Consider the following 19,066-nt stretch of genomic DNA (forward strand, 5'->3'; position numbering starts at 1 on the left):
AACCCTGCTGATGTGCGCTAGCGCACACCGGTAAGCTGCTCCCGAGGGGGATGCCGGGTCAAGGTGAAATCTGTCAGGCACTCAGCGCCTCCCGTTCTCTGCTGCGGTGATCGACCACGGGCTCGCCCCTCTCGAAACGGATAACCGCGTCGAAGGGCGGTTGATCCATGGCGGGCGAGATTGATGGCGTCACCAGGATGAGGCCGCGGCCCACGAGGGCGCGGCGCAGGTTGGCGACCAGCTTGTCGGCGGCCGGCCCCGGCAAACCGTCGAGGGCCCGCTGCACCACCAGGATGCTCGGCCGGCGTACGAGGGCGCGTACGAGATCGATGGCGGCGACCTCGCTCAGGGTCAGGTCGTCGCCCTGGACGTCGATGGGCGTGTCGAGGCCGATGCGTGAGACCTCGCCGTCGAGGCCGCGCTGGGTCAGGACGCGGCGCGCCACCTCCTGCACCGCTTCGAGCGCGCCGGCCTGATCGGCGGCGATGCGCCCGAAGAGGAGATTGTCCTGGATGCTAGCCGCGGCGCAGAAGCGTTCCTCGTCGTAGAATTCGATCGCGGATTTCAGGCTCACCGGCAGCATGCGCGCGAAATCCGCCCGGGCGACGAGGATCTGCCGTTCCAGGGCGGGTTCGAGCAGGCCGAGGCGGTGCCGGCTCTCGTTGTAGCGCAGGGCAAGGCCGGTCAGGCGCTCCCGGTCGCGGGCGGTCTGGTCGCTGCGGCGCTGCTCGTTCCTGCGGTCGACGAGGTCCTGGAAATAGGGCCGGTCGGCGGCGGAGAAGAAGGAGAAGCGCTCGAAGAGCGGCGACCCGTCCGGGATGTCCGCGAAGATCTCGATCATGCTGGTCGCGATCGACAGGCCCATCCGGGCGAGCGGCTTCGTCAGCTCGTTGGCTTCCAGAATCGCCCGCACGAAGGGGTGGCCCGACAGGCGGTCCTCGTGGAACGTATCGCCGATCGGCTGCCCGAAGAGCAGGTTCTCGCCGATCGTGGCGTAGCGGTTGTAGCGCTCCATGCCGAAGGGATCGACGAAGCGGTCGAGATTCTCGCCGGCGAGCGCCGCCTGCACGGCCCGGCGCGCCTCCACGATGTCGGCGGCAAGCTTCGGTTCGCGCTCGGGATTAAGAGTACCGGAGAGGCCGCGCGCATGGGTCAGGCGGTCGAGGCCGGCGATGGCGACGGCCTCGGACAGGCGGTGGTCGATCTCGCCCGCCGGCGCGATGCAGCCATAGAGCAGATTGTCCTTCAGGCTGCCCTCGATCAGCACCGTGTTTCCGGCAAAGGCGATGTGCCGGCTGCGCCCCACGGGATCGGCGGCGGCCAGATCGACGCCGCCATAGGTGAGACGGCCGACGGAAGGCGGCAGCTGGCCGCTCATGAGGGCGGCGAGGAGGCGTGGGCCCGCATCCCCGTCGCCGACGAGCGCCACATGGGCCGGAAAGGCGAGGTTCAGGTTGACCGAGACCACGCGGGCGCCGCTCGCTGCGTCATAGGCGGAGACGCCCTGGGCCACGAGAGAGCCGCTTTCGGGGAGAGCGGCCTTGCTCTTCAGGGCGGCGCGCAGCTTGAGCGGAACCAGCCCCTTGCCGAGATCGATCAGCAGGGCACGGGCCCTCAAGGCGAGCCGGTGCCATTGCACGACCTCGCGGGTGCCGTAGGCGGAGAGCGCCGCGGCGAGCACGCAGGCCGCGACCGTTCCTGCGCTCAAGGGGCGGACCTGGGAGAACCAGGCGCCGAGGGCCAGCACCGACAGGGGCGCGAGCATGAGCACCGCGGCCGAGGTCGCTTCGGCAAGCGCGAGGCGATATTCCGTCAGCCGCACCGGCCGGTGGCTCAGGGCCAGGGCCTCGCGCACCCGGTCGCGCTCGTAGGGTCCGGTGCCGTGCGCGCGCAGGGCCGGAATGCGCTGTTCGAGCTCGGCGAACACGCCCTCCGCCTGATCGCCTTCCCGATGCCGCGCGGCGGTGGCATCGAAGCGCAGGAGGGAGCGGCGGGCGCTGATGAGAGCGCCGACGGCCAGAACGGCGGCGAGCGCGGCGCCGAGATACCAGTCCATGAAGAAGACATAGACGCAGGCGAGCGCGATCATGCCGCCGAGCTTCACCGGGATGAGCAGGCTCGACCCGAGCACGCCGTTCTCGCGGGCAAGCCCCCGGGCGGCGAGCGCCGTCACCATCGCCAACTCGTCATGGGAGGCCGAGGGCACTTTCAGGATGACGTCGAGGGTTGCCGATTGGGTTCTCGCCAGCATCGCCGAGCCGATCCCGATGGTCAGCGCCTCGAGCCCGGCCAGGATCAGGCCGAGAAGCAGGGGGATGATGAGGATACCGGCGATCGCGGCGATCGCGAAGGCTTCCGGCGACAGCACGAATCCGGGAAACAGCACGAGGGGCTCGGGCCAGAGCTGGCCGGGCGGATGGATGGCGAACCTCAGGAACGCGGCCGGCGTGTTCCAGCCGCCGCCGGTTGCCCGGTCGACGACGATGCGCACCAGATCGAAGCCGATCAGGATCAGAAGACCGGCCAGAGCCAGAAGGCCGAAGCCGACGAGATGGCGAAGCGGAGAGGTTTTCCATGCCAGGCGCAGCGGATCGCGCTCGATGACAACTCCCAAGGACAACTCCAGGATTGACGAGAATTCAAAAACGGAAGCGGAGCCTAGCGCATTGCGCGGAAAAAGGGACCCGGTTTTGCGTGCCTTAAGGGCAGCAATTTGGGCTGAGGGGTGCGCTTCGGCACATGGGGCCTGATTCCGCAGGGATTCGCCCTCGCGAATTCAGTGTCGGACCTTGCTCGAGGACCCCTCGCCGCGCCGCACTTCCCCCCTATGTCACCCTCCTGATTCACTGCTTTGCCTGTCACGGGGGATTGCGAGCCAGCCATGACATGCTCCCTGCCGCTCGATCCGGTTTTCCAGCTTGTCCTCGAGCTTCCGACCCGCAGGCCGAATTCCGGCCTGCCGCATCGCCTGACTCCTCTGTTCCAGGAACTGGCTGCGGCGGAGCCCGACCGTCCGGTGGAGGAGATCGAGGATCAGATCTGGGCCCTGTGGGGATCGCACGAGGACAGGCTTGCGGAGGAGACCATGGCGGCGGCCGTCGATGCCATGGGCTCGGGCTCGCTCAGGCAGGCGCGGCCCCTTCTCGATCATCTCGTCGAGAAGCATCCCTGCTGGGCGGAGGCCTGGAACAAGCGGGCGACGCTCGCCTCCATCGAGAAGCGCGATGCGGACAGCCTGCTCGACATCGCGCAGACCCTGCGTCTCGAGCCGCGCCATTTCGGCGCCATCGCCGGATTCGGCAATATCTGCCTGCGCCACGGCCATCTCAACGAGGCCCGCGCCGCGTTCCAGATCGCTCTGTTCATCAATCCGCACATGGACGATCTGCGCGACATGCTGGAGAACCTGTCACCGCATCACCTGATGCTGCATTGAGGGACCGCCGATTCTCTAAGGGAAGGTGCCCCGAGAGCGCTCCGTCAAGGCTCTTCTCCATTACGGAATCGTAATCCTCCCGCAATGCAGCGTGCAGCGCAGCATGCCTACCATTGTCTCTCCATCGGCTTGAAACGGAGCATCAGGCATGACTTCGATCCTGGAAACGGGAGATGACGACAGAGCGATGGTTTCCCCTTCCGACCTGAAGCAGATCAGGGATGCGGTCGACGCATTGAGGGCCTCCCATCCCCGCAGCGTCCTGGCCGATCTCGTCGAGGAGAAGCTGCGCAGGATCGAGAACGATCGGCTGCCGCATCTCGAGATACCGCAAGCACCGGAGTGGCGGCTTTTCTGGTAAGAGAAACGAACAGCGACGGCCCGGTTTTGCAGCCGGCATCTGCCGTCGACAAGGAGAGAATGAATGCTCGTTACCGAAGCGAAGGTTCCAACCGCCCATGCAAGCCGCTACCTGCAGCAGCTGAGCAAGCATTGGTCGCATAAATTCAACGTTGCCTTCGACACGATTCAGAGCACGATCCCCTTTGCCGAGGACCGGAAGGCGGAGCTTGCCGCGACGCCCGATCATCTGCAGATCAAGCTCAGCACCGCGGACGAGGAGACGCGGGACCGCATGAAGAAAGTGATCGAGGATCACCTCAACCGTTTCGCCTTCCGCGAGACGCTGGAATACGCCTGGACCTAATGTCTTCGAAACGCCGGTAAAACGTCTCCTATACCAAGCGTCTCGTTCAAGCTTGGCCTTGGGATCAAAGGACTTTGGAGCAGGAAAGTTCGACCGTTGCGGCGATTGCCGTGGATTGCCCGGCGACTATATTCAGCCGCTATGATCAACAGGGCCGCTCAATCCGCCGGTTCGACCGACGAACCGGCATCGCCGTCGACATGCATCGCGCCACGTGCGATCGCCCGGTCGTGGAGCCGCTCATGGAAAGAGTGGATGGGCGCGCGTGCACGGTGAACTCAGGACGGCGCCCGCCGATTTTCTCGCCGGCGGCGGCGAAGCGTCGGATCTGATGAAAACTTTCGACTGGGCCGCCACCTCCATCGGGCCGATGGATCTGTGGCCGCAGAGTCTGCGCACCACTATCGGCATCATGCTGCGCTCGCCGATCCCCATGGTCCTTCTCTGGGGCGCCGACGGGATCATGATCTACAACGACGCCTACACGATCTTCGCCGGTGGGCGGCATCCGCGTCTGTTCGGCTCCAAGGTGCTCGAGGGCTGGGCGGAGGTGGCGGATTTCAACGCCAATGTGATGCGCGTCGGCATGGCCGGCGGCACGCTCTCGTACCGCGACCAGGAACTCACCCTTTACCGCAACGGGGTTCCAGAACAGGTCTGGATGAACCTGGATTACAGTCCCGTCATCGACGAGACAGGAAGACCGGGCGGTGTCCTTGCTATCGTGGTGGAAACGACCGAGCGGGTGCTGGCCGAGCGCCGGATCTCCGCGGAGAAGGACCGGCTGCGCGAACTCTTCCATCAGGCGCCGGGCTTCATGGTCATCTACAGCGGTCCCGACCATGTGTTCGAACTCGTCAACGAGGCCTATTACCAGCTGGTCGGTCGCCGGGAGATCGTCGGCAAGCCGCTTCTCGAGGCTCTGCCGGAAGTGGCCGGACAGGGTTTCGACAAGCTGCTCGACACGGTCTACGAAACCGAAGAGCCCTATGTCGGCCGCGGATTGCCCGTCTACCTGCAGCGGGATCCCTCGAAGGAGCCGGAGCAGCGCTTCGTCGATTTCGTCTTTCAGCCGATCCGGGATGCGCAGGGGCGTGTCACGGGCATCTTCGCCGAGGGCAGCGACGTCACCGAGCGCCTCCGTTCGGAAGATCACCAGCGTCTCCTGCTCAACGAACTCAACCATCGGGTCAAGAACACCCTGGCGACGGTGCAGTCGATCGCGTCGCAGACCTTGCGAACCGCGGCATCGACCGTCGCCGCGCGCGAGGCGATCGAGTCCCGGCTCTTCGCCCTCTCCCGCGCCCATGACGTGCTGACCCGGGAGAACTGGGACGGCGCCTGGATCGGCGAGGTCGTGGCCCAGGCGATGTCGGCCTTCCAGTCGGTCGACCAGAGCCGCATCCATTGCCATGGTCCCGCGATTCGCCTGCCGCCGAACGTGGCGCTTGCCCTCGCGATGGCGCTGCACGAACTCGCGACCAATGCCGTGAAATACGGTGCCCTGTCGAACGAGGTGGGGCAGGTCGAACTCTCGTGGCGCGTCGACCGTATGCGGGAGCTGCCGCATCTGCTCCTGCGATGGGAGGAAAAGGGAGGCCCGCGCGTCGTTCCGCCGTTGCGGAGGGGATTCGGCACACGGCTCGTCGAGCGCAGCCTCGCCCAAGGCCATCTCGGCGGCGAGGCGATGATCGATTTCGCCCCGGCGGGGGTCGTCTGCACCGTCGATGCGCCCCTCCTGGACACGGAGGTGGCCGTCCTGATCTGAAGCCGGGAACGGCCTGCAGCCGCACGAGCGCGACAACCTTGCCATTGCAGGCGGATAGCGAGGGCGTACCTTAGGCGCCATGTCCGATTCGCCCGCCATTCTTTCCCGTCCCATCGTCCTTCCGACCGACGGCCGCCAATCCGCGGCCGCCTCAGGAATTCAGCGCGGCGTGCGCCGCCTGTTCTCGGAACTCGGCCACGTCACCCTGCCCGAATTCACCTTGGCCAACGGGCGGCGCGCGGATCTCATCGCGCTTGCGCCCGACGGAGCGCTCACCATCGTCGAGATCAAGTCGAGCATCGCCGATTTCCGGGCCGACAGGAAATGGCCGGATTACGAGGATTTCTGCGACCGTTTTTATTTCGCCGTTCCGGAAACGGTGCCCTTCGACATTCTGCCGGAGGATCGCGGCCTGATCATCGCCGACAGCTTCGGGGCGGCGATCGTCCGGCCCTCGGCTCACCGCCAGCTCGCCGGCGCCCGCCGCAAGGCGGTCACCCTGCGCTTCGCCCACGCCGCCGCCGCCCTGCTGCATGCCCTGGCCGATCCCGACAGGATCGCCGACGGAAGGCTGTGAGGTCATCGGCCATTCTGGGCGAGCGATGGCCTGTGAAAATGAGGCGCAGGCTCACTTCTCCCCACCGGGGAGAGGTGAGGAAACGGCATCGTTGCGCGCTGCACTAACTCGTTAATGGATCTGACTCTTATTTGTCGGATGCTGCTCGACCTTTGCCGCCCCGGAATGACATGGCGGGTTTACCTTAAAGCATGCTCGGCCATAATCCGCGTCACGCGCGGGCTGTGACGATGGCGGGGCAAACATGAGACAGGCGATCACCTTACTGCTCAGCAACTTCACGCTGACGCTTTTCGTCATCGGGCTGATCGCATCGCTGATCGCCCTGCTGCGCCGGCCGAGACCGTGGAGCAGCGCGACGGTGGTCGAGGCGCTCCTGTCCTGGTTCCTGTTCTTCTCGCTCGGGGTCAGCTTTTTCTACAACTTCGTCATGCACGTCTTCTTCTCGGAGATGGCGGCCGCCTTCATCGGCTGGCAGGACAGTCCGTTCCAGAAGGAAGTCGGCTTTGCCAGCCTCGGCTTCTCCGTGGTGGGGTTTATGGCCTTCAAGGGCGGCGACGGCATGCGTCTCGCAGCGATCGTCGGACCGGCCTGCTTCCTCTGGGGCGCCGCCATCGGCCATGCGGTGCAGATGGTGGAGGCGCACAACTACGCCTCCGGCAATGCCGGCGTGATCTTCTACACCGACATCCTGCTGCCGCTGTTCGGTCTTGCCATGCTGTGGATGCGGCGCCGGGCGGGCGATTCAAGCGCAGTGGCGCGGCCGGCCTTTCCGCGCTGAGATCGAGCGCGGAAAGGTTTTAGCGCGGGGCGCGCTTGGCCAAAATCCGCTGCAGGGTGCGACGGTGCATGTTGAGCCGGCGCGCGGTTTCCGACACGTTGCGGCCGCACAGCTCGTAAACCCGCTGGATATGCTCCCAGCGCACCCGGTCCGCCGACATGGGGTTCTCGGGCGGAAGCGCCCGCTCGCCGGGCTGGGCCATCAGGGCGGCATGGATCTCGTCCGCATCCGCGGGTTTCGCCAGATAGTCGAAGGCGCCCATCTTCACGGCCGTGACCGCGGTCGCGATGTTGCCGTAACCGGTCAGGATGACGCCGCGGGCATCGGGGCGCCGGTTCTTGAGGCGTTCGATCACGTCGAGCCCGTTGCCGTCGCCGAGACGCATGTCGATCACGGCGAAGGCCGGCGGCTCGTTCTCGATGGCGGCAATGCCGTCGGCAACGCTTTCGGCCACGCGAACCAGATAGCCGCGGCCTTCCATGGCGCGGGCGAGACGGGTCGAGAAAGGCCGGTCGTCGTCGACGATCAAGAGACTCTTGTCGGCGCGGTCTTCGAACGCGGCAGGCGCATCGGCCATCAGACCATCTCCTTGCATCTCGAGGCTGAACTCCTTGAAGGTGTGAGCCGGAAAAGCACGAGCCCGGCCCCCCTTACATATGGGAATTCTTCCCCTAACCTTTGAGAGCGAGCTCGCCCTCACCCTGCGGCGAAATTGCCGCACCTCGATCAAACGCATGACGGGGCCAAACGATCCGCGCGATGGCGCCCGAGGCAGGCGGCGCCGCATTGGTCAGGGTCAATTCGGCCCCCGAACGCTCGATCAGGGTCTTGGCGATGAACAGGCCCAGACCCAGGCCTCCGCCCTCCTCGCTATCCTCGGTCCGCTCGGCCGCGCTTCGCGTCGTCACGTAGGGTTCTCCGACTCTCAGCAGAATATCGGGAGCGTAGCCGGGGCCGTCATCCCTGATCTCGATGGAAACCTCGTGAGGAGACCAGCTGGCCTCGATGGTGACCTTGCTCTCGGCGAAGTCGGTGGCGTTGTCGAGGATGTTGGACAGGCCGTACACCACACCCGGGTTGCGCCGCCCGATCGGCTCGGGGCCGTCGCCCGACGCCGTGACCGTCACGTCGAAGCCGACCGCGCGCTGCGGCTCGACGATCTCCTCGACGAGATGGCTGAGCGAGATCGTCTCCAGGAACTCGGTCTCGTCCTCCTGCCCCATGGAGGTGAGCTTGGTCAGGATGGTGCGGCAGCGCTCCACCTGCTCCTGCAGAAGCTTCAGATCCTCCCCGACCGGCCCCTCCTTGGGCATGGAATGGATCATTTCCTTCGTCACCAGGGCGATGGTGGCGAGCGGCGTTCCAAGCTCGTGGGCGGCAGCGGCCGCCAGGCCGTCGAGCTGGGACAGGTGCTGTTCGCGGGCGAGCACCAGTTCGGTGGCTGCGAGCGCCTGGGCGAGCTGGCGCGCCTCCTCCGCCACGCGCCAGGCATAGATGCCGGTGAAGGCGGTGCCGAGCAGGATCGCGGTCCAGATGCCTGTGACGTAAAGGAAGGGGAGCGTGAAGCTCTGCCCCGGAAACCAGGGCAGGGGCTTGTGGACGAGTACGAGGAAGGTGGCGCAGCCGACGGCGAGAAGGCCGAGTCCCAGGGTACGCTCAGGGGTGAGCGCCGTGGCCGAGATCAGGACGGGCGCCAGAAAAAGCATGGCGAAGGGGTTCTCCAGCCCGCCCGTGAGGTAGAGAAGCCCCGCAAGCTGCAGGATGTCGAAGGCAAGGAGCGCCGTGGCGATGTTGTCGCTGAGCCGATGGCTCGCCGGATACTGGATGCGCAGCAGGATGTTGACCCAGACCGATACGCCGATCACCAGGAAGCAGAGGGCGAAGGGCAGGGAAAATCCGAGGCCGAACCGCACCCCGGCGACGGCCACCCCCTGGCCCACGATGGCGAGCCAGCGCAGGCGGACGAGCGTGTCGAGGCGCAGGTGCCTGGCGTGGTGCGTCAGGCTCTTCTGGTCGATCTTGGACATCCCCGAACAGAATAGGGCCTGCCCCTTGTTCGCCAAGCATCCGCTGACAGCCTATTTTCCTAGTGCCTCCGGCCGCCCGATGCCGGTTCGGTAACGGCGCAAGCTTGGCTGTAGAAATCCGAGCCCATTTTTCTGCACGATCCGCTGATTCCGGCCGCCAGGTGCCCCTGAAACCAAAGTAGGTGATCCGTTTTCGCAGGGAAAGAACTAGGCTGTTGCATTGGAATTGAGGAACTTTAATCTTAAAATTACGGTTGAGGATAAAGCCTACCGCTAGCTGCGAGAAAAGGCGCCCGGCCCTTGTGGGGATACAGATGAACCTATCTTATGTTTGGTACGATACCGCGCATTGGCTCTTAAGCCCCGCGCGCGCGGCCTCCGATTTGACGAAGCATTTCTTTGACAATCCCGACAATCCGCTGACGCACACCCCCTATGGCCGCACGGTCTCGGCGGCCTGCGAGCTGTTCGAGCGCACCACTCGGCGCTATGCCAAGCCCGATTTCGGCTTCGCGACGACAATCGTCGGCAACGAGGAGGTCGCGGTCGCCGAGCGGATCGTGTGGGAGCGCCCCTTCTGCCGAATCATCTCGTTCGAGCGCGATTCGGCCGTTGCCGAGAACCAGCCGAAGCTTCTGATCGTGGCGCCCATGTCGGGCCATTACGCCACCCTCCTGCGCGGTACGGCCGAGACCTTCCTGCCCACGCACCAGGTCATGATCACGGATTGGGCCGATGCCAGCATGGTGCCGCTGGCCGAGGGTCGCTTCGACCTCGACGATTATATCGACTACCTCAAGGCCATGATTCGGGACCTCGGGCCGGACCTGAACGTGATGGCGGTCTGCCAGCCGGCCGTGCCCGTAATCGCCGCCGTTGCGCGGCTCGAGGCCGAGAACGATCCCTCCATCCCGCGCTCCATGGTCCTCATGGGCGGTCCCATCGACACCCGCCGCTCCCCCACCGCCGTCAATCGGCTGGCCGAGGAGCGCGGCATCGAGTGGTTCCGCCGGCACTGCATCACCAAGGTGCCCCCGTCCCATCCGGGCTTCTGGCGCGACGTCTATCCGGGCTTCCTGCAGCTGTCCGGCTTCATGGCCATGAACATCGACCGGCATCTCACGGCCCATTGGGAGATGTTCAACCACCTCGTGGAGGGCGACGGCGATTCGGCCGAGAAGCACCGGGACTTCTACGACGAATACCTCGCCGTCATGGACCTGACCGCGGAATTCTACCTCCAGACGGTCGAGACCGTGTTCGTCGAGCATGCCCTGCCCAAGGGCGAGATGATGCACCGGGACCAGCCGGTGGACCTCATGGCCATCCGGCGCTGCGCGATCATGGCCGTCGAGGGCGAGCGGGACGACATCTCCGGCGTCGGCCAGACCCTGGCAGCTCTCGACCTGACGCCGAACCTCTCCTCGGACAAGAAGCTCTATCACCTGCAGACCGGGGTCGGTCATTATGGCGTCTTCAACGGCTCCCGGTTCAGGGCTCAGATCGCTCCTCGAATTGTTGAATTCATTGAGAATCACACTCGAGAACCCGTACGGAAGCAGGCGTCAAGAGCCTGAGTCTGTTCCCGATGCGTTCCTAGCAGCGGCAAACGGCTGCGCTGACAGAATCGACGTAGCAGGGCAGATTGCGGACATGAAATCCGCCCTGTTCCGCCGCGTTCCTGCGGACCCGCCTCATCTCAAGGTTCTTCACGGGGGCCAATCCTTCAAGGTGGCCCTCAAGCGCCGGCCGACCGCCAAGCGAATCACGCTGCGCGTCTCCAACGCGACCGGCGAGGTCGTGCTCAGCATTCCCGAGCGCACCGATGTGGGCCTTGCCCAGAAATTCGCCGACAGCCACAGCCAATGGATCGCCACACGGCTCGCCAAGGTGCCGGAGCGGGTGATCTTCGAGCCCGGCGCCCTGGTGCCCCTGCGCGGCGTGCCTCACCGGGTCGTCCACTGGTCGACGATCCGCGGCCTGACCCAGGCCACGACCGGGGGGGCCGGCGAGCCGATCATCGCGGTCACGGGCGAGACCACTCATGTGGCCAGGCGGGTACGCGACTTCCTCGAGGCCGAGGCCAAGAAGGATTTTGCCGTCGCCGTCAAGAAGCATACGGCCCAGCTCGGGGTTCCGGCCAAGCGCATCACCGTGCGCGACACCAAGAGCCGCTGGGGCTCCTGCTCGGCCAACGGGGCGCTGAACTTCTCCTGGCGCCTGATCATGGCCCCGCCCTTCGTGCTCGACTATCTCGCCGCCCACGAGGTCGCTCACTTGCGCGAGCTCAACCATTCCGCCCGCTTCTGGAAGATCACCTACCAGCTCTGCCCGCGCACGGACGACGCGGAGGCCTGGCTCAAGACCTACGGCAGCGCCCTGCACCGGATCGGGTGACGGGCCCGCCGTACGGTGTCATCCCCGGCGGTCCGCAGGACCGGGAAGGGGATCCACTCACCGGTTCGGCACTATGGATACCCTTCCCCTCCGCTACGCTCCGGCCGGGAATGACACCCTCTCGCGTCATGGCCGGGCTTGTCCCGGCCACCCACGCCTTCGGGAACCTCAGTGCTGCAAAGACGTGGGTCCCGGGGACGAGCCCCGGGGATGACGTCGAGGGGGGACGGGAAGACGCATAAAGCCAGTGACAGGGACGCGGTTTGGGCTTAACCCGGCGAGCCTCTCAAGGTTGAACGCGCCACATGCTCAAGCCCGATACCCTGGCCCTCACCGCCGTCCTGGCGCTTCTGACCGCTCTGGGTCCCCTCTCGACCGACATGTACCTGCCCTCCCTGCCCGCGATCGCGGCGGGACTTCAGGCCAGCACCGGCCAGACGCAGCTGACCCTTTCCGCCTTTCTCCTCGGCTTTGCCGCCGGGCAGTTCTTCTATGGCCCGATCTCCGACCGGATCGGACGCAAGCCCGTGCTGCTCTTCGGACTCGGCCTCTTCTCCCTGGCGAGCCTGATCTGCGCGCTCTCGCCGAACATCGAGACCCTGATCGGCGCGCGCTTCCTGCAGGCGCTCGGCGCTTCCGGGCCGATCGTGCTCGGGCGCGCCATCGTGCGCGACTTCTATGAGGGGCCGCGCGCCGGCAAGGAATTGTCGCGGATGGGAACGATCATGGGCGTGGTGCCGGCGGCCGCCCCCGTTCTCGGCGGCGTGATCGAGCGCGTCACCGGGTGGCGCGTGACCTTCGGCGTGATGATCCTGTTCGGTCTCGTCCTAGCCGCGATCATCGTGCTGAAGATGCCGGAGAGCATCCGCCGGAAATCCGACGTGCCGATTTCCTTCGGCACGATCCTGCGCGGCTTCAAGATCCTGCTCGGCCATGCCGGCTACCGGACGTATGTCGGCTTGTCCATGCTCACCTATGGCGGGCTCTTCGCCTTCATCTCCGGCTCGTCCTTCGTGCTCCAGAGGATCTACGGCCTCGACGAATTGTCCTTCGCCTTCTCCTTCATCTTCGTGGTGGCGGGCTTCATGACCGGCACCACGATCGCGCAGTATCTCGTCGGGCGCTACGGGCTCGACGGAACCATCCGCCTCGGGGTGACATGCCTCGCGCTCGGCGGTCTGACCATGCTGGCGCTGGTGCTGGCAGGGGTCCCGTCGTCGCTCGCCGTCAGCGCGCCGATGGCGATCTACGGAATCGGCGTCGGGCTGACCATGCCGCAATCCATGGCGTCCGCCCTGATGCCGTTTCCCGACCGTGCCGGCGCGGCCTCGTCGCTCCTCGGCATCTGCCAGATGTCGTTTGCCGCAATCGTCGGCATTCTGCTCGGCCGCAACCTCGACGGCTCGGCGATCCCTCTGCCCGCCACCATCGCCACGACCGGCGTGCTGGCGCTCGCCCTGTTCTTGGCAACAGGACGGGCGCGTCGGCATCAGCCCAAGGGTTGATCCATCATCGGTAGGTCGGCGAGAATGTCGGCAGCCTTGTGATCGGCGGATACGCCGTCGATGAAGAACACGTCGCCGCGGGAATTGTCGGTGCGCAGGGGCAGGATCCGGCGATAGGCCGGAGAATCGTACCAGGCGCGGGCCTGTCCCATGTCCGGGAATGCGATCACGATGAGATCGCCCGACCAGGATCCTTCCACGACCGTCACCGGACCGCCATGGATGATGAAGCGTCCGTCGAACGGCGCGAGAGTGTCATCGATGCGCTTGAGATACTCGACGATATCGGGACCGACATCGACGTCGTGCAGGTGACCGATGGCATAGGCTGTCATGGCAGGCTCCTTCGTGATCGATGAAGCGAGCATGCCCGGGTGAGGGAGCGCCGGCGATTACGTGCCAGGTAATGTTTTGCGGGTTTCATCACCGCTGTCATTCCGGGGCGCCGCAGGCGAACCCGGAATCCATAACCACTAACGATGCCAGGTAGAACCTACCGGTTCCGAAAGCGACTTATCCGGTCGATGTCGTGTTTATGGATTCCGGGCCCGTGCCAAAGGCACGTCCCGGAATGACAGCGCGGAAACTTCGAAGGATCGGCGCTCAAAGACCAAAAAGCTTCTCGAAGAAGTTCTTCTCGCGGCTGGCGCGGCGCTGGGGAGCGGGCGGGATCCACGCATTTTCGCCGTTGCCGGCGCTGGCATAGCGCGGATCCTGCCCAGCGCTCGCGACCGCCGGACCCGACGGGGTGCGGAAGCGCTCGCTGCCCGGAAGTGCCACGGGCTGCTTGTCCTTCAGGGCCACCTGCATGAAGTTGTGCCAGACTTCCGTCGGCAGGTTGCCGCCGGTGACGCGCTTGGTGAGCGTGCCGTCGTCGTTGCCGAGCCAGACGCCGGCGACGAGATTGCCGGAGAAGCCGACGAACCAGGCGTCCTTGTAATCGTCGGTGGTGCCGGTCTTGCCGGCGAGCGTCCAGCCGGGAATCTGCGCCTTCTGCGCCGTGCCGACGACGAAGGTGTTGTGCATCATGTCGTTCATCATCGCGACCACGCCAGGGTCGATGACGCGGCCGAGGCCGCCGGCATTCGGGCGCTTGTAGATCAGCTTGCCGTCCGTGGTCTTCACCTGGGCGATCACGTAGGGCACGACCCCGGTGCCGCCATTGGCGAAGGCGGCGTAAGCCGAGACCAGTTCGAGCGGCGTCACCTCCGACGTGCCGAGCGCGAGCGAACCATTGGCCTGGAGCGGCGAGGAGACGCCGAGGCGCTGCGCCGTCTGCACCACGTTCTTCGGCCCGACCTCCATGTTGAGCTTGACCGCGATGGTGTTGAGCGAGAGCGCCAGCGCGTCGCGCATGGCGATGGGGCCGCGGTACTTGCGGTCGTAGTTCTTGGGCGCCCAGCCGCCGAAATTGACCGGGCCGTCCTCCAGAACCGTGTCGGGCGTGTAGCCGCGCTCGACGGCGGTGAGGTAGACGAAGGGCTTGAAGGAAGAGCCTGGCTGGCGCCGTGCGGCGGTGGCCCGGTTGAATTGGCTCGTCTCGTAATTGCGGCCGCCCACCAGCGCCTTGACGGCGCCGTCCGGTTGCATGGCGACGAAGGCGCCCTGGCTCACGTTGAACTTCTGGCCCTTGGTGTTGAGCTCGTCCACGAGAACGCGCTCGGCCGCCGCCTGCATGGCGGGCTCGACCGTGGTCGAGACCACGATGTCGGATTCGACGTTGCCGACGAAATCGTCGAGCACGTCCATGACGTAATCGGCGGCATAATTGGCGGAACCCGCGCCGTTCGGGCGCACCGGCTCAGCCGGCGCGCCAAGCGCCGTCTTGGTCATGCCCGGCGTGATGAAGCCGAGCTCGTTCATGGCTGCGATCACAAGCTCTGCGCGGGCCTGCGCGCGCTCGGGATTGCGGTTGGGCGCAAGGCGCGAGGGCGACTGCACGAGGCCGGCGAGCACGGCGGCTTCCGAGAGCGACACGTTGCGCGCCGATTTGCCGTAATAGCGCTGGGCGGCGGCCTCGACGCCATAGGCGCCGGCGCCGAAATAGACCCGGTTGAGATAAAGCTCGAGGATCTGGTCCTTGGAGTAGTTGCGCTCGAGCCAGAGCGACAGGATCGCTTCCTGGATCTTGCGCGAGGCGGTGCGTTCCTGGGTCAGAAACAGGTTCTTGGCGAGCTGCTGGGTCAGGGTCGAGCCGCCCTGCAGGCCGCCCTTATGCGCGAGGTTGCGGTAGACCGCGCGGGCAATGCCCATCGGGTCGATGCCGAAATGGTCGTAGAAGCGCCGGTCCTCGATGGCGACGAAGGCCTTGGGCAGATAGGGCGGCAGCTCTTTCAGGGTCACCGTGCGTCCGCCCGTCTCGCCGCGATTGGCAAGCAGCGAGCCGTCGCTCGCCATGATGGCGATGTTCGGCGGGCGCTTGGGCACGGTGAGCTGGTCGATGGGCGGCAGCTGGGAGGCGTAATAGGCGACCACCCCGCCGATTCCGATGACGCCCCAGAGGCACAGCACGAGCCCGGCATAGACGAGCTTGCTCAGGAGCGAGCGGCCGCCCTTGCGCTTGGCCTTCTTCGGCCTGGCGGGCCGGCGCGGCCCGTCACTGTTCCGAGAAGCTCGCCTGCGCGCCATCGTTCCCCCTGCCCGATCTTCGGGCGAGAGGTGAAAATCCAGCTCCCCCGCTTCGCCAGCGGGCGCATCGAACACCGGCTCGCGCCGGTCACGTCCGTTCGCCACGTTTGAATTACCCCGCATCGATGCGGCCGGTATATCGTCCGGCCTTCCATGCTCTGGGAGCACCCTAATTGTGGCGGTTTAAGGGGCGGTTAACGCCGATTAACCCCTTCGGAAGCCGAAGGGTGCAAGCGTGCTTTTACGGCCACAATCCTCACTCCGCAGCCAGCGGCAGCTCGCCGGTTTCGAGGTCGGCCTGGGCGAGATCGTGGATACGGCGCAGGTCGTTCACGAATGCGTCATAGGCCTCCCGCTTCGTCGCCTCGTCGGGCAGGCGCAGCAGGTAGGAGGGGTGCACCGTGACATAGCCCTCGTAGCCGTCGAACCGGGCCCGTCCGCGCGAGCGGCTGATCGGGGTCGACTTGCCGGTGAGCGCGAGAAGCGCCGTGCCGCCGAGCGCCACCACGAGCTTGGGCTTCACCAGCTCCAGCTCCTTCATCAGCCAGGGCCGGTAATGCTTGACCTCGCCCGTCGTCGGTTTCGCATGGATGCGGCGCTTGCCCCGTAGCTCGAATTTGAAGTGCTTGACGGCATTGGTGAGATAGGCGTGGCTGCGGTCGATTCCTGCTTCCTTCATGGCCTTGTCCAGGAGCTTGCCGGCGGGGCCGACGAAGGGCCGTCCCTGCAGATCCTCCTGGTCGCCCGGCTGCTCGCCGACGAAGACGATGTCGGCATGGACCGGACCCTCGCCGAACACCGCCTGCGTCGCGCCGGGCACCAGCGGTCCCGCTTTTTCGATGATGGCATTGAGGTCTTTGAGGCTTTTCGGCTCCTGATCCCACATGGCCTCGAGAGCCCGTTCGGGTATACGTTTGGCAGGCATCGTCGCCTCCTGTTCGATCATCCGGTCAACGCGCTGGACGGCGGATTGGATCAGGCCGGGGATCGCGGCGGTCTCCGGCATGTTGTGCCAGTACTTCTTCGGCATCTCGGCGCGCATGGCGGTCGGGTTCACCCGGGCCGGATTGAACACGCTCTCGTAATAGCCGCGCCAGCCCTCCTCGAAGCTGTCCGCATCGGGCGCATCCTCGCGCTTTGCCGCCGGCCCGAAGCTGAGCGCCGCGCGGTCCCAGCGCACCGACCCGATGGGGGTGAGGATGGTCCAGTCCATGGAGCGGAAGCGGTCGACGAAGAAGGGTGCTGCCGCCTCGAGAATGAAATGCTCCGGCTCGAACCAGGCGGCGAAGCGTTCGAGATCGTCATGGCGCATGCGGCGGAAGCGCACGAAGGCGTGCATCTTGTGCAGGTCGCGCCTCACCGAGCGCGCCATGAGGTCGAGCCGGTGCACCAGCGGATCGCTGGCGATCTCCAAAAGTTCGCGTTCGCCGTTGAGCACGCGCCAGACGAGGCGGTAGAGCAGGGCATAGCGCTCCGGATCGCTGTGGCAGACCACATGCTCGATGAGCCGCGCGACGCCTTTGGGGATCGATACCGGCGCCGCATCGCCCGCCTGCTCCTCGCCGAAGAGGCTCGGCGCGTCGTCGACGGCAAAGACCACATGCTGCGGTGCCAGCTCGTCCGCGATCAGCCAGCGCACGGCCCTGCGGAAATTCTGGAGATCGGCGCCGGGTTTGAGGGTGATGCGGTGGAGAGTCATGCACGGTCCTTCGTGTCATTCCCGGCCGGAGCGAAGCGGAGGGGAAGGGAATCCATAGCCATGCGGGTATGGGTGGATCCCCTTCCCGGTCCTGCGGACCGCCGGGGATGACAGCAAGTGAGTATGCTCATCCGAACAAACTCAACTGTTCCGGCTTCTCGATCAGCCGCGCGCGCAGGTCGAGCCGGTCGAGCCGCGCCTTCGGATGGTGATCGGCCGCAATGAGGAAGGGTTTTGCGCGCTTCAGCCCCGAGGTCAGGCGGGCGATGTCCTCGAGCCGCAATGTCGTGTGCTTTCGCGCCACCACGATCTTGTCCACCGCCCGTGCGCCGAGACCCGGTACGCGCAGCAGCATCTCGCGGTCCGCCGCGTTCACGTCGACGGGGAAACGGTGGCGATTCTTCAGCGCCCAGGCGAGCTTGGGGTCGATGTCGAGATCGAGCATGCCCTTGTCGCCACCGGTTGCGATCTCGTCCACGTTAAAGCCGTAGTAGCGCAGGAGCCAATCGGCCTGATAGAGCCTGTTCTCGCGCATCAGCGGCGGCGATTTCAGGGGCAGGATGGCGCTCGAATCCGGGATCGGGCTGAAGGCGGAGTAATAGACGCGCTTCATGGCGTAATGGCCGTAGAGCTTGGCGGAGGTGCGCAGGACATCCTCGTCCGTGGTCTCGTCGGCGCCGACGATCATCTGCGTCGATTGCCCGGCGGGCGAGAAATGACGGCGCTCCTCCCGCGCCTCCTCGATGCGCTCGGACATCTGCGCCATGGCGGTCTCGATGGAGGCGCCGTCCTTCTCAGGCGCCAGCCGCTCCAGGCTCCTCTCCGTCGGCAATTCGAGATTGATCGACAGGCGGTCTGCCCACAGGCCCGCCTCCTCGATCAGCCAGGGGCTCGCCTCGGGAATCGTCTTCAGGTGGATGTAGCCGCGAAAGCCGTGATCGCGGCGCAGCTTCTTCGCCACCAGGATCATCTGCTCCATGGTGTGGTCGGGCGAGCGGATGATGCCGGAGGAGAGAAACAGGCCCTCGATGTAGTTGCGCTTGTAGAACTCGACCGTGAGGGTCACCACCTCGTCGACGGAGAACTTCGCCCGCTTCACGTTGGACGAGCGCCGGTTCACGCAATAGGCGCAGTCGAACAGGCAGTAATTGGTGAGCAGGATTTTCAGGAGCGACACGCAGCGCCCGTCCGGCGTGTAGGCGTGGCAGATGCCGGTCCCGACCGTCGAGCCGAGCCCTCCCGCATCCGCCTTGCGCTTCGGAGCGCCGGATGAGGAACAGGAGGCATCGTATTTGGCCGCGTCCGCCAGGATGCGCAGCTTCCGGCTAAGCTTCTCGTCCATGGATCTTCCGCAGAATTGTTCGTGTTTTGTTCTAGCATGGAGATGGAGCGCTGGCGAGAGCCCGGGAGGGGGCGGGTGGTCGCATCCGGATCGGGAGATGCCGGACGTGGAAAACGGCGTTACGGGGTAGATTTCCGAGCCGAGAATGCCGGGTCAAGGCTCGCTCAGGCCTAACTGTGCTCTAATTCTGTCCTTCGATG

General features: G+C 65.6%; 16 protein-coding genes. 9 read left to right on the plus strand and 7 right to left on the minus strand.

Features of this window, described 5'->3' with window-relative positions; all coding sequences use genetic code 11:
• Nucleotides 1-73 precede the first annotated feature (73 nt).
• Nucleotides 74-2,614 carry an ABC transporter ATP-binding protein/permease gene (locus JKL46_RS15860; RefSeq protein ID WP_201834508.1) on the minus strand — a complete coding sequence of 847 codons (2,541 nt, stop codon included), beginning with the start codon at nucleotides 2,612-2,614 and terminating at the stop codon, nucleotides 74-76.
• A 267-nt stretch (nucleotides 2,615-2,881) separates the two neighbouring features.
• On the opposite strand from JKL46_RS15860, the gene JKL46_RS15865 reads away from it, so the two are divergent.
• The 6 genes from JKL46_RS15865 to JKL46_RS15890 all read left to right on the plus strand — a co-directional run bounded on the left by JKL46_RS15865 (nucleotide 2,882) and on the right by JKL46_RS15890 (nucleotide 7,268).
• Nucleotides 2,882-3,436 carry a tetratricopeptide repeat protein gene (locus JKL46_RS15865; protein ID WP_201834510.1) on the plus strand — a complete coding sequence of 185 codons (555 nt, stop codon included), beginning with the start codon at nucleotides 2,882-2,884 and terminating at the stop codon, nucleotides 3,434-3,436.
• Between the two features lie 148 nt (nucleotides 3,437-3,584).
• Nucleotides 3,585-3,797, plus strand: coding sequence for a hypothetical protein (locus JKL46_RS15870; RefSeq protein ID WP_201834512.1), 213 nt, complete (start codon nucleotides 3,585-3,587; stop codon nucleotides 3,795-3,797).
• A gap of 63 nt (nucleotides 3,798-3,860) precedes the next feature.
• The gene (locus tag JKL46_RS15875; protein WP_201834514.1) at nucleotides 3,861-4,142 is read left to right on the plus strand and encodes a DUF2218 domain-containing protein; all 282 of its coding nucleotides are present in this window, start codon (nucleotides 3,861-3,863) and stop codon (nucleotides 4,140-4,142) included.
• Nucleotides 4,143-4,407: 265 nt separating this feature from the next.
• On the plus strand, nucleotides 4,408-5,910 hold the full coding sequence (locus JKL46_RS15880) for a sensor histidine kinase (protein WP_343074066.1): 1,503 nt from the start codon (nucleotides 4,408-4,410) through the stop codon (nucleotides 5,908-5,910).
• 79 nt (nucleotides 5,911-5,989) lie between these two features.
• Nucleotides 5,990-6,487, plus strand: a complete 498-nt coding sequence (locus JKL46_RS15885) for an MmcB family DNA repair protein (protein ID WP_201834517.1) — start codon at nucleotides 5,990-5,992, stop codon at nucleotides 6,485-6,487.
• Between the two features lie 244 nt (nucleotides 6,488-6,731).
• The gene (locus JKL46_RS15890; protein WP_201834519.1) at nucleotides 6,732-7,268 is read left to right on the plus strand and encodes a DUF6790 family protein; all 537 of its coding nucleotides are present in this window, start codon (nucleotides 6,732-6,734) and stop codon (nucleotides 7,266-7,268) included.
• Between the two features lie 19 nt (nucleotides 7,269-7,287).
• On the opposite strand, the gene JKL46_RS15895 is transcribed toward JKL46_RS15890, so the two are convergent.
• Complete coding sequence (locus JKL46_RS15895; protein WP_157934139.1) at nucleotides 7,288-7,845, minus strand: ActR/PrrA/RegA family redox response regulator transcription factor; 558 nt, start codon at nucleotides 7,843-7,845, stop codon at nucleotides 7,288-7,290.
• Nucleotides 7,846-7,939: 94 nt separating this feature from the next.
• Complete coding sequence (locus JKL46_RS15900) at nucleotides 7,940-9,295, minus strand: ActS/PrrB/RegB family redox-sensitive histidine kinase (RefSeq protein WP_201834521.1); 1,356 nt, start codon at nucleotides 9,293-9,295, stop codon at nucleotides 7,940-7,942.
• A gap of 314 nt (nucleotides 9,296-9,609) precedes the next feature.
• On the opposite strand from JKL46_RS15900, the gene JKL46_RS15905 reads away from it, so the two are divergent.
• From JKL46_RS15905 to JKL46_RS15915, 3 genes are all read left to right on the plus strand, one after another.
• Complete coding sequence (locus JKL46_RS15905; RefSeq protein ID WP_201834523.1) at nucleotides 9,610-10,872, plus strand: polyhydroxyalkanoate depolymerase; 1,263 nt, start codon at nucleotides 9,610-9,612, stop codon at nucleotides 10,870-10,872.
• Nucleotides 10,873-10,948: 76 nt separating this feature from the next.
• Nucleotides 10,949-11,692: a M48 family metallopeptidase gene (locus tag JKL46_RS15910; RefSeq protein ID WP_201834525.1), complete on the plus strand. Its 744-nt coding sequence runs from the start codon at nucleotides 10,949-10,951 to the stop codon at nucleotides 11,690-11,692.
• A gap of 305 nt (nucleotides 11,693-11,997) precedes the next feature.
• On the plus strand, nucleotides 11,998-13,197 hold the full coding sequence (locus JKL46_RS15915) for a multidrug effflux MFS transporter (protein ID WP_201834527.1): 1,200 nt from the start codon (nucleotides 11,998-12,000) through the stop codon (nucleotides 13,195-13,197).
• Here JKL46_RS15915 and JKL46_RS15920 read toward each other — a convergent pair.
• From JKL46_RS15920 to JKL46_RS15935, 4 genes are all read right to left on the minus strand, one after another.
• The gene (locus tag JKL46_RS15920; RefSeq protein ID WP_201834529.1) at nucleotides 13,182-13,532 is read right to left on the minus strand and encodes a DUF1330 domain-containing protein; all 351 of its coding nucleotides are present in this window, start codon (nucleotides 13,530-13,532) and stop codon (nucleotides 13,182-13,184) included. The two genes, JKL46_RS15915 and JKL46_RS15920, sit on opposite strands and share 16 nt — an antisense overlap.
• A gap of 268 nt (nucleotides 13,533-13,800) precedes the next feature.
• A complete protein-coding gene (locus JKL46_RS15925; protein WP_343074067.1) occupies nucleotides 13,801-15,930 on the minus strand; it encodes a transglycosylase domain-containing protein in 2,130 nt (709 codons plus the stop codon).
• Nucleotides 15,931-16,081: 151 nt separating this feature from the next.
• Nucleotides 16,082-17,524, minus strand: coding sequence for a UdgX family uracil-DNA binding protein (locus tag JKL46_RS15930; protein WP_201834533.1), 1,443 nt, complete (start codon nucleotides 17,522-17,524; stop codon nucleotides 16,082-16,084).
• Nucleotides 17,525-17,651: 127 nt separating this feature from the next.
• Nucleotides 17,652-18,866: a putative DNA modification/repair radical SAM protein gene (locus JKL46_RS15935; RefSeq protein WP_201834535.1), complete on the minus strand. Its 1,215-nt coding sequence runs from the start codon at nucleotides 18,864-18,866 to the stop codon at nucleotides 17,652-17,654.
• Between the last annotated feature and the right edge of the window lie 200 nt (nucleotides 18,867-19,066).

Source organism: Microvirga zambiensis WSM3693, from assembly GCF_016735695.1.
Taxonomy (GTDB): domain Bacteria; phylum Pseudomonadota; class Alphaproteobacteria; order Rhizobiales; family Beijerinckiaceae; genus Microvirga; species Microvirga zambiensis.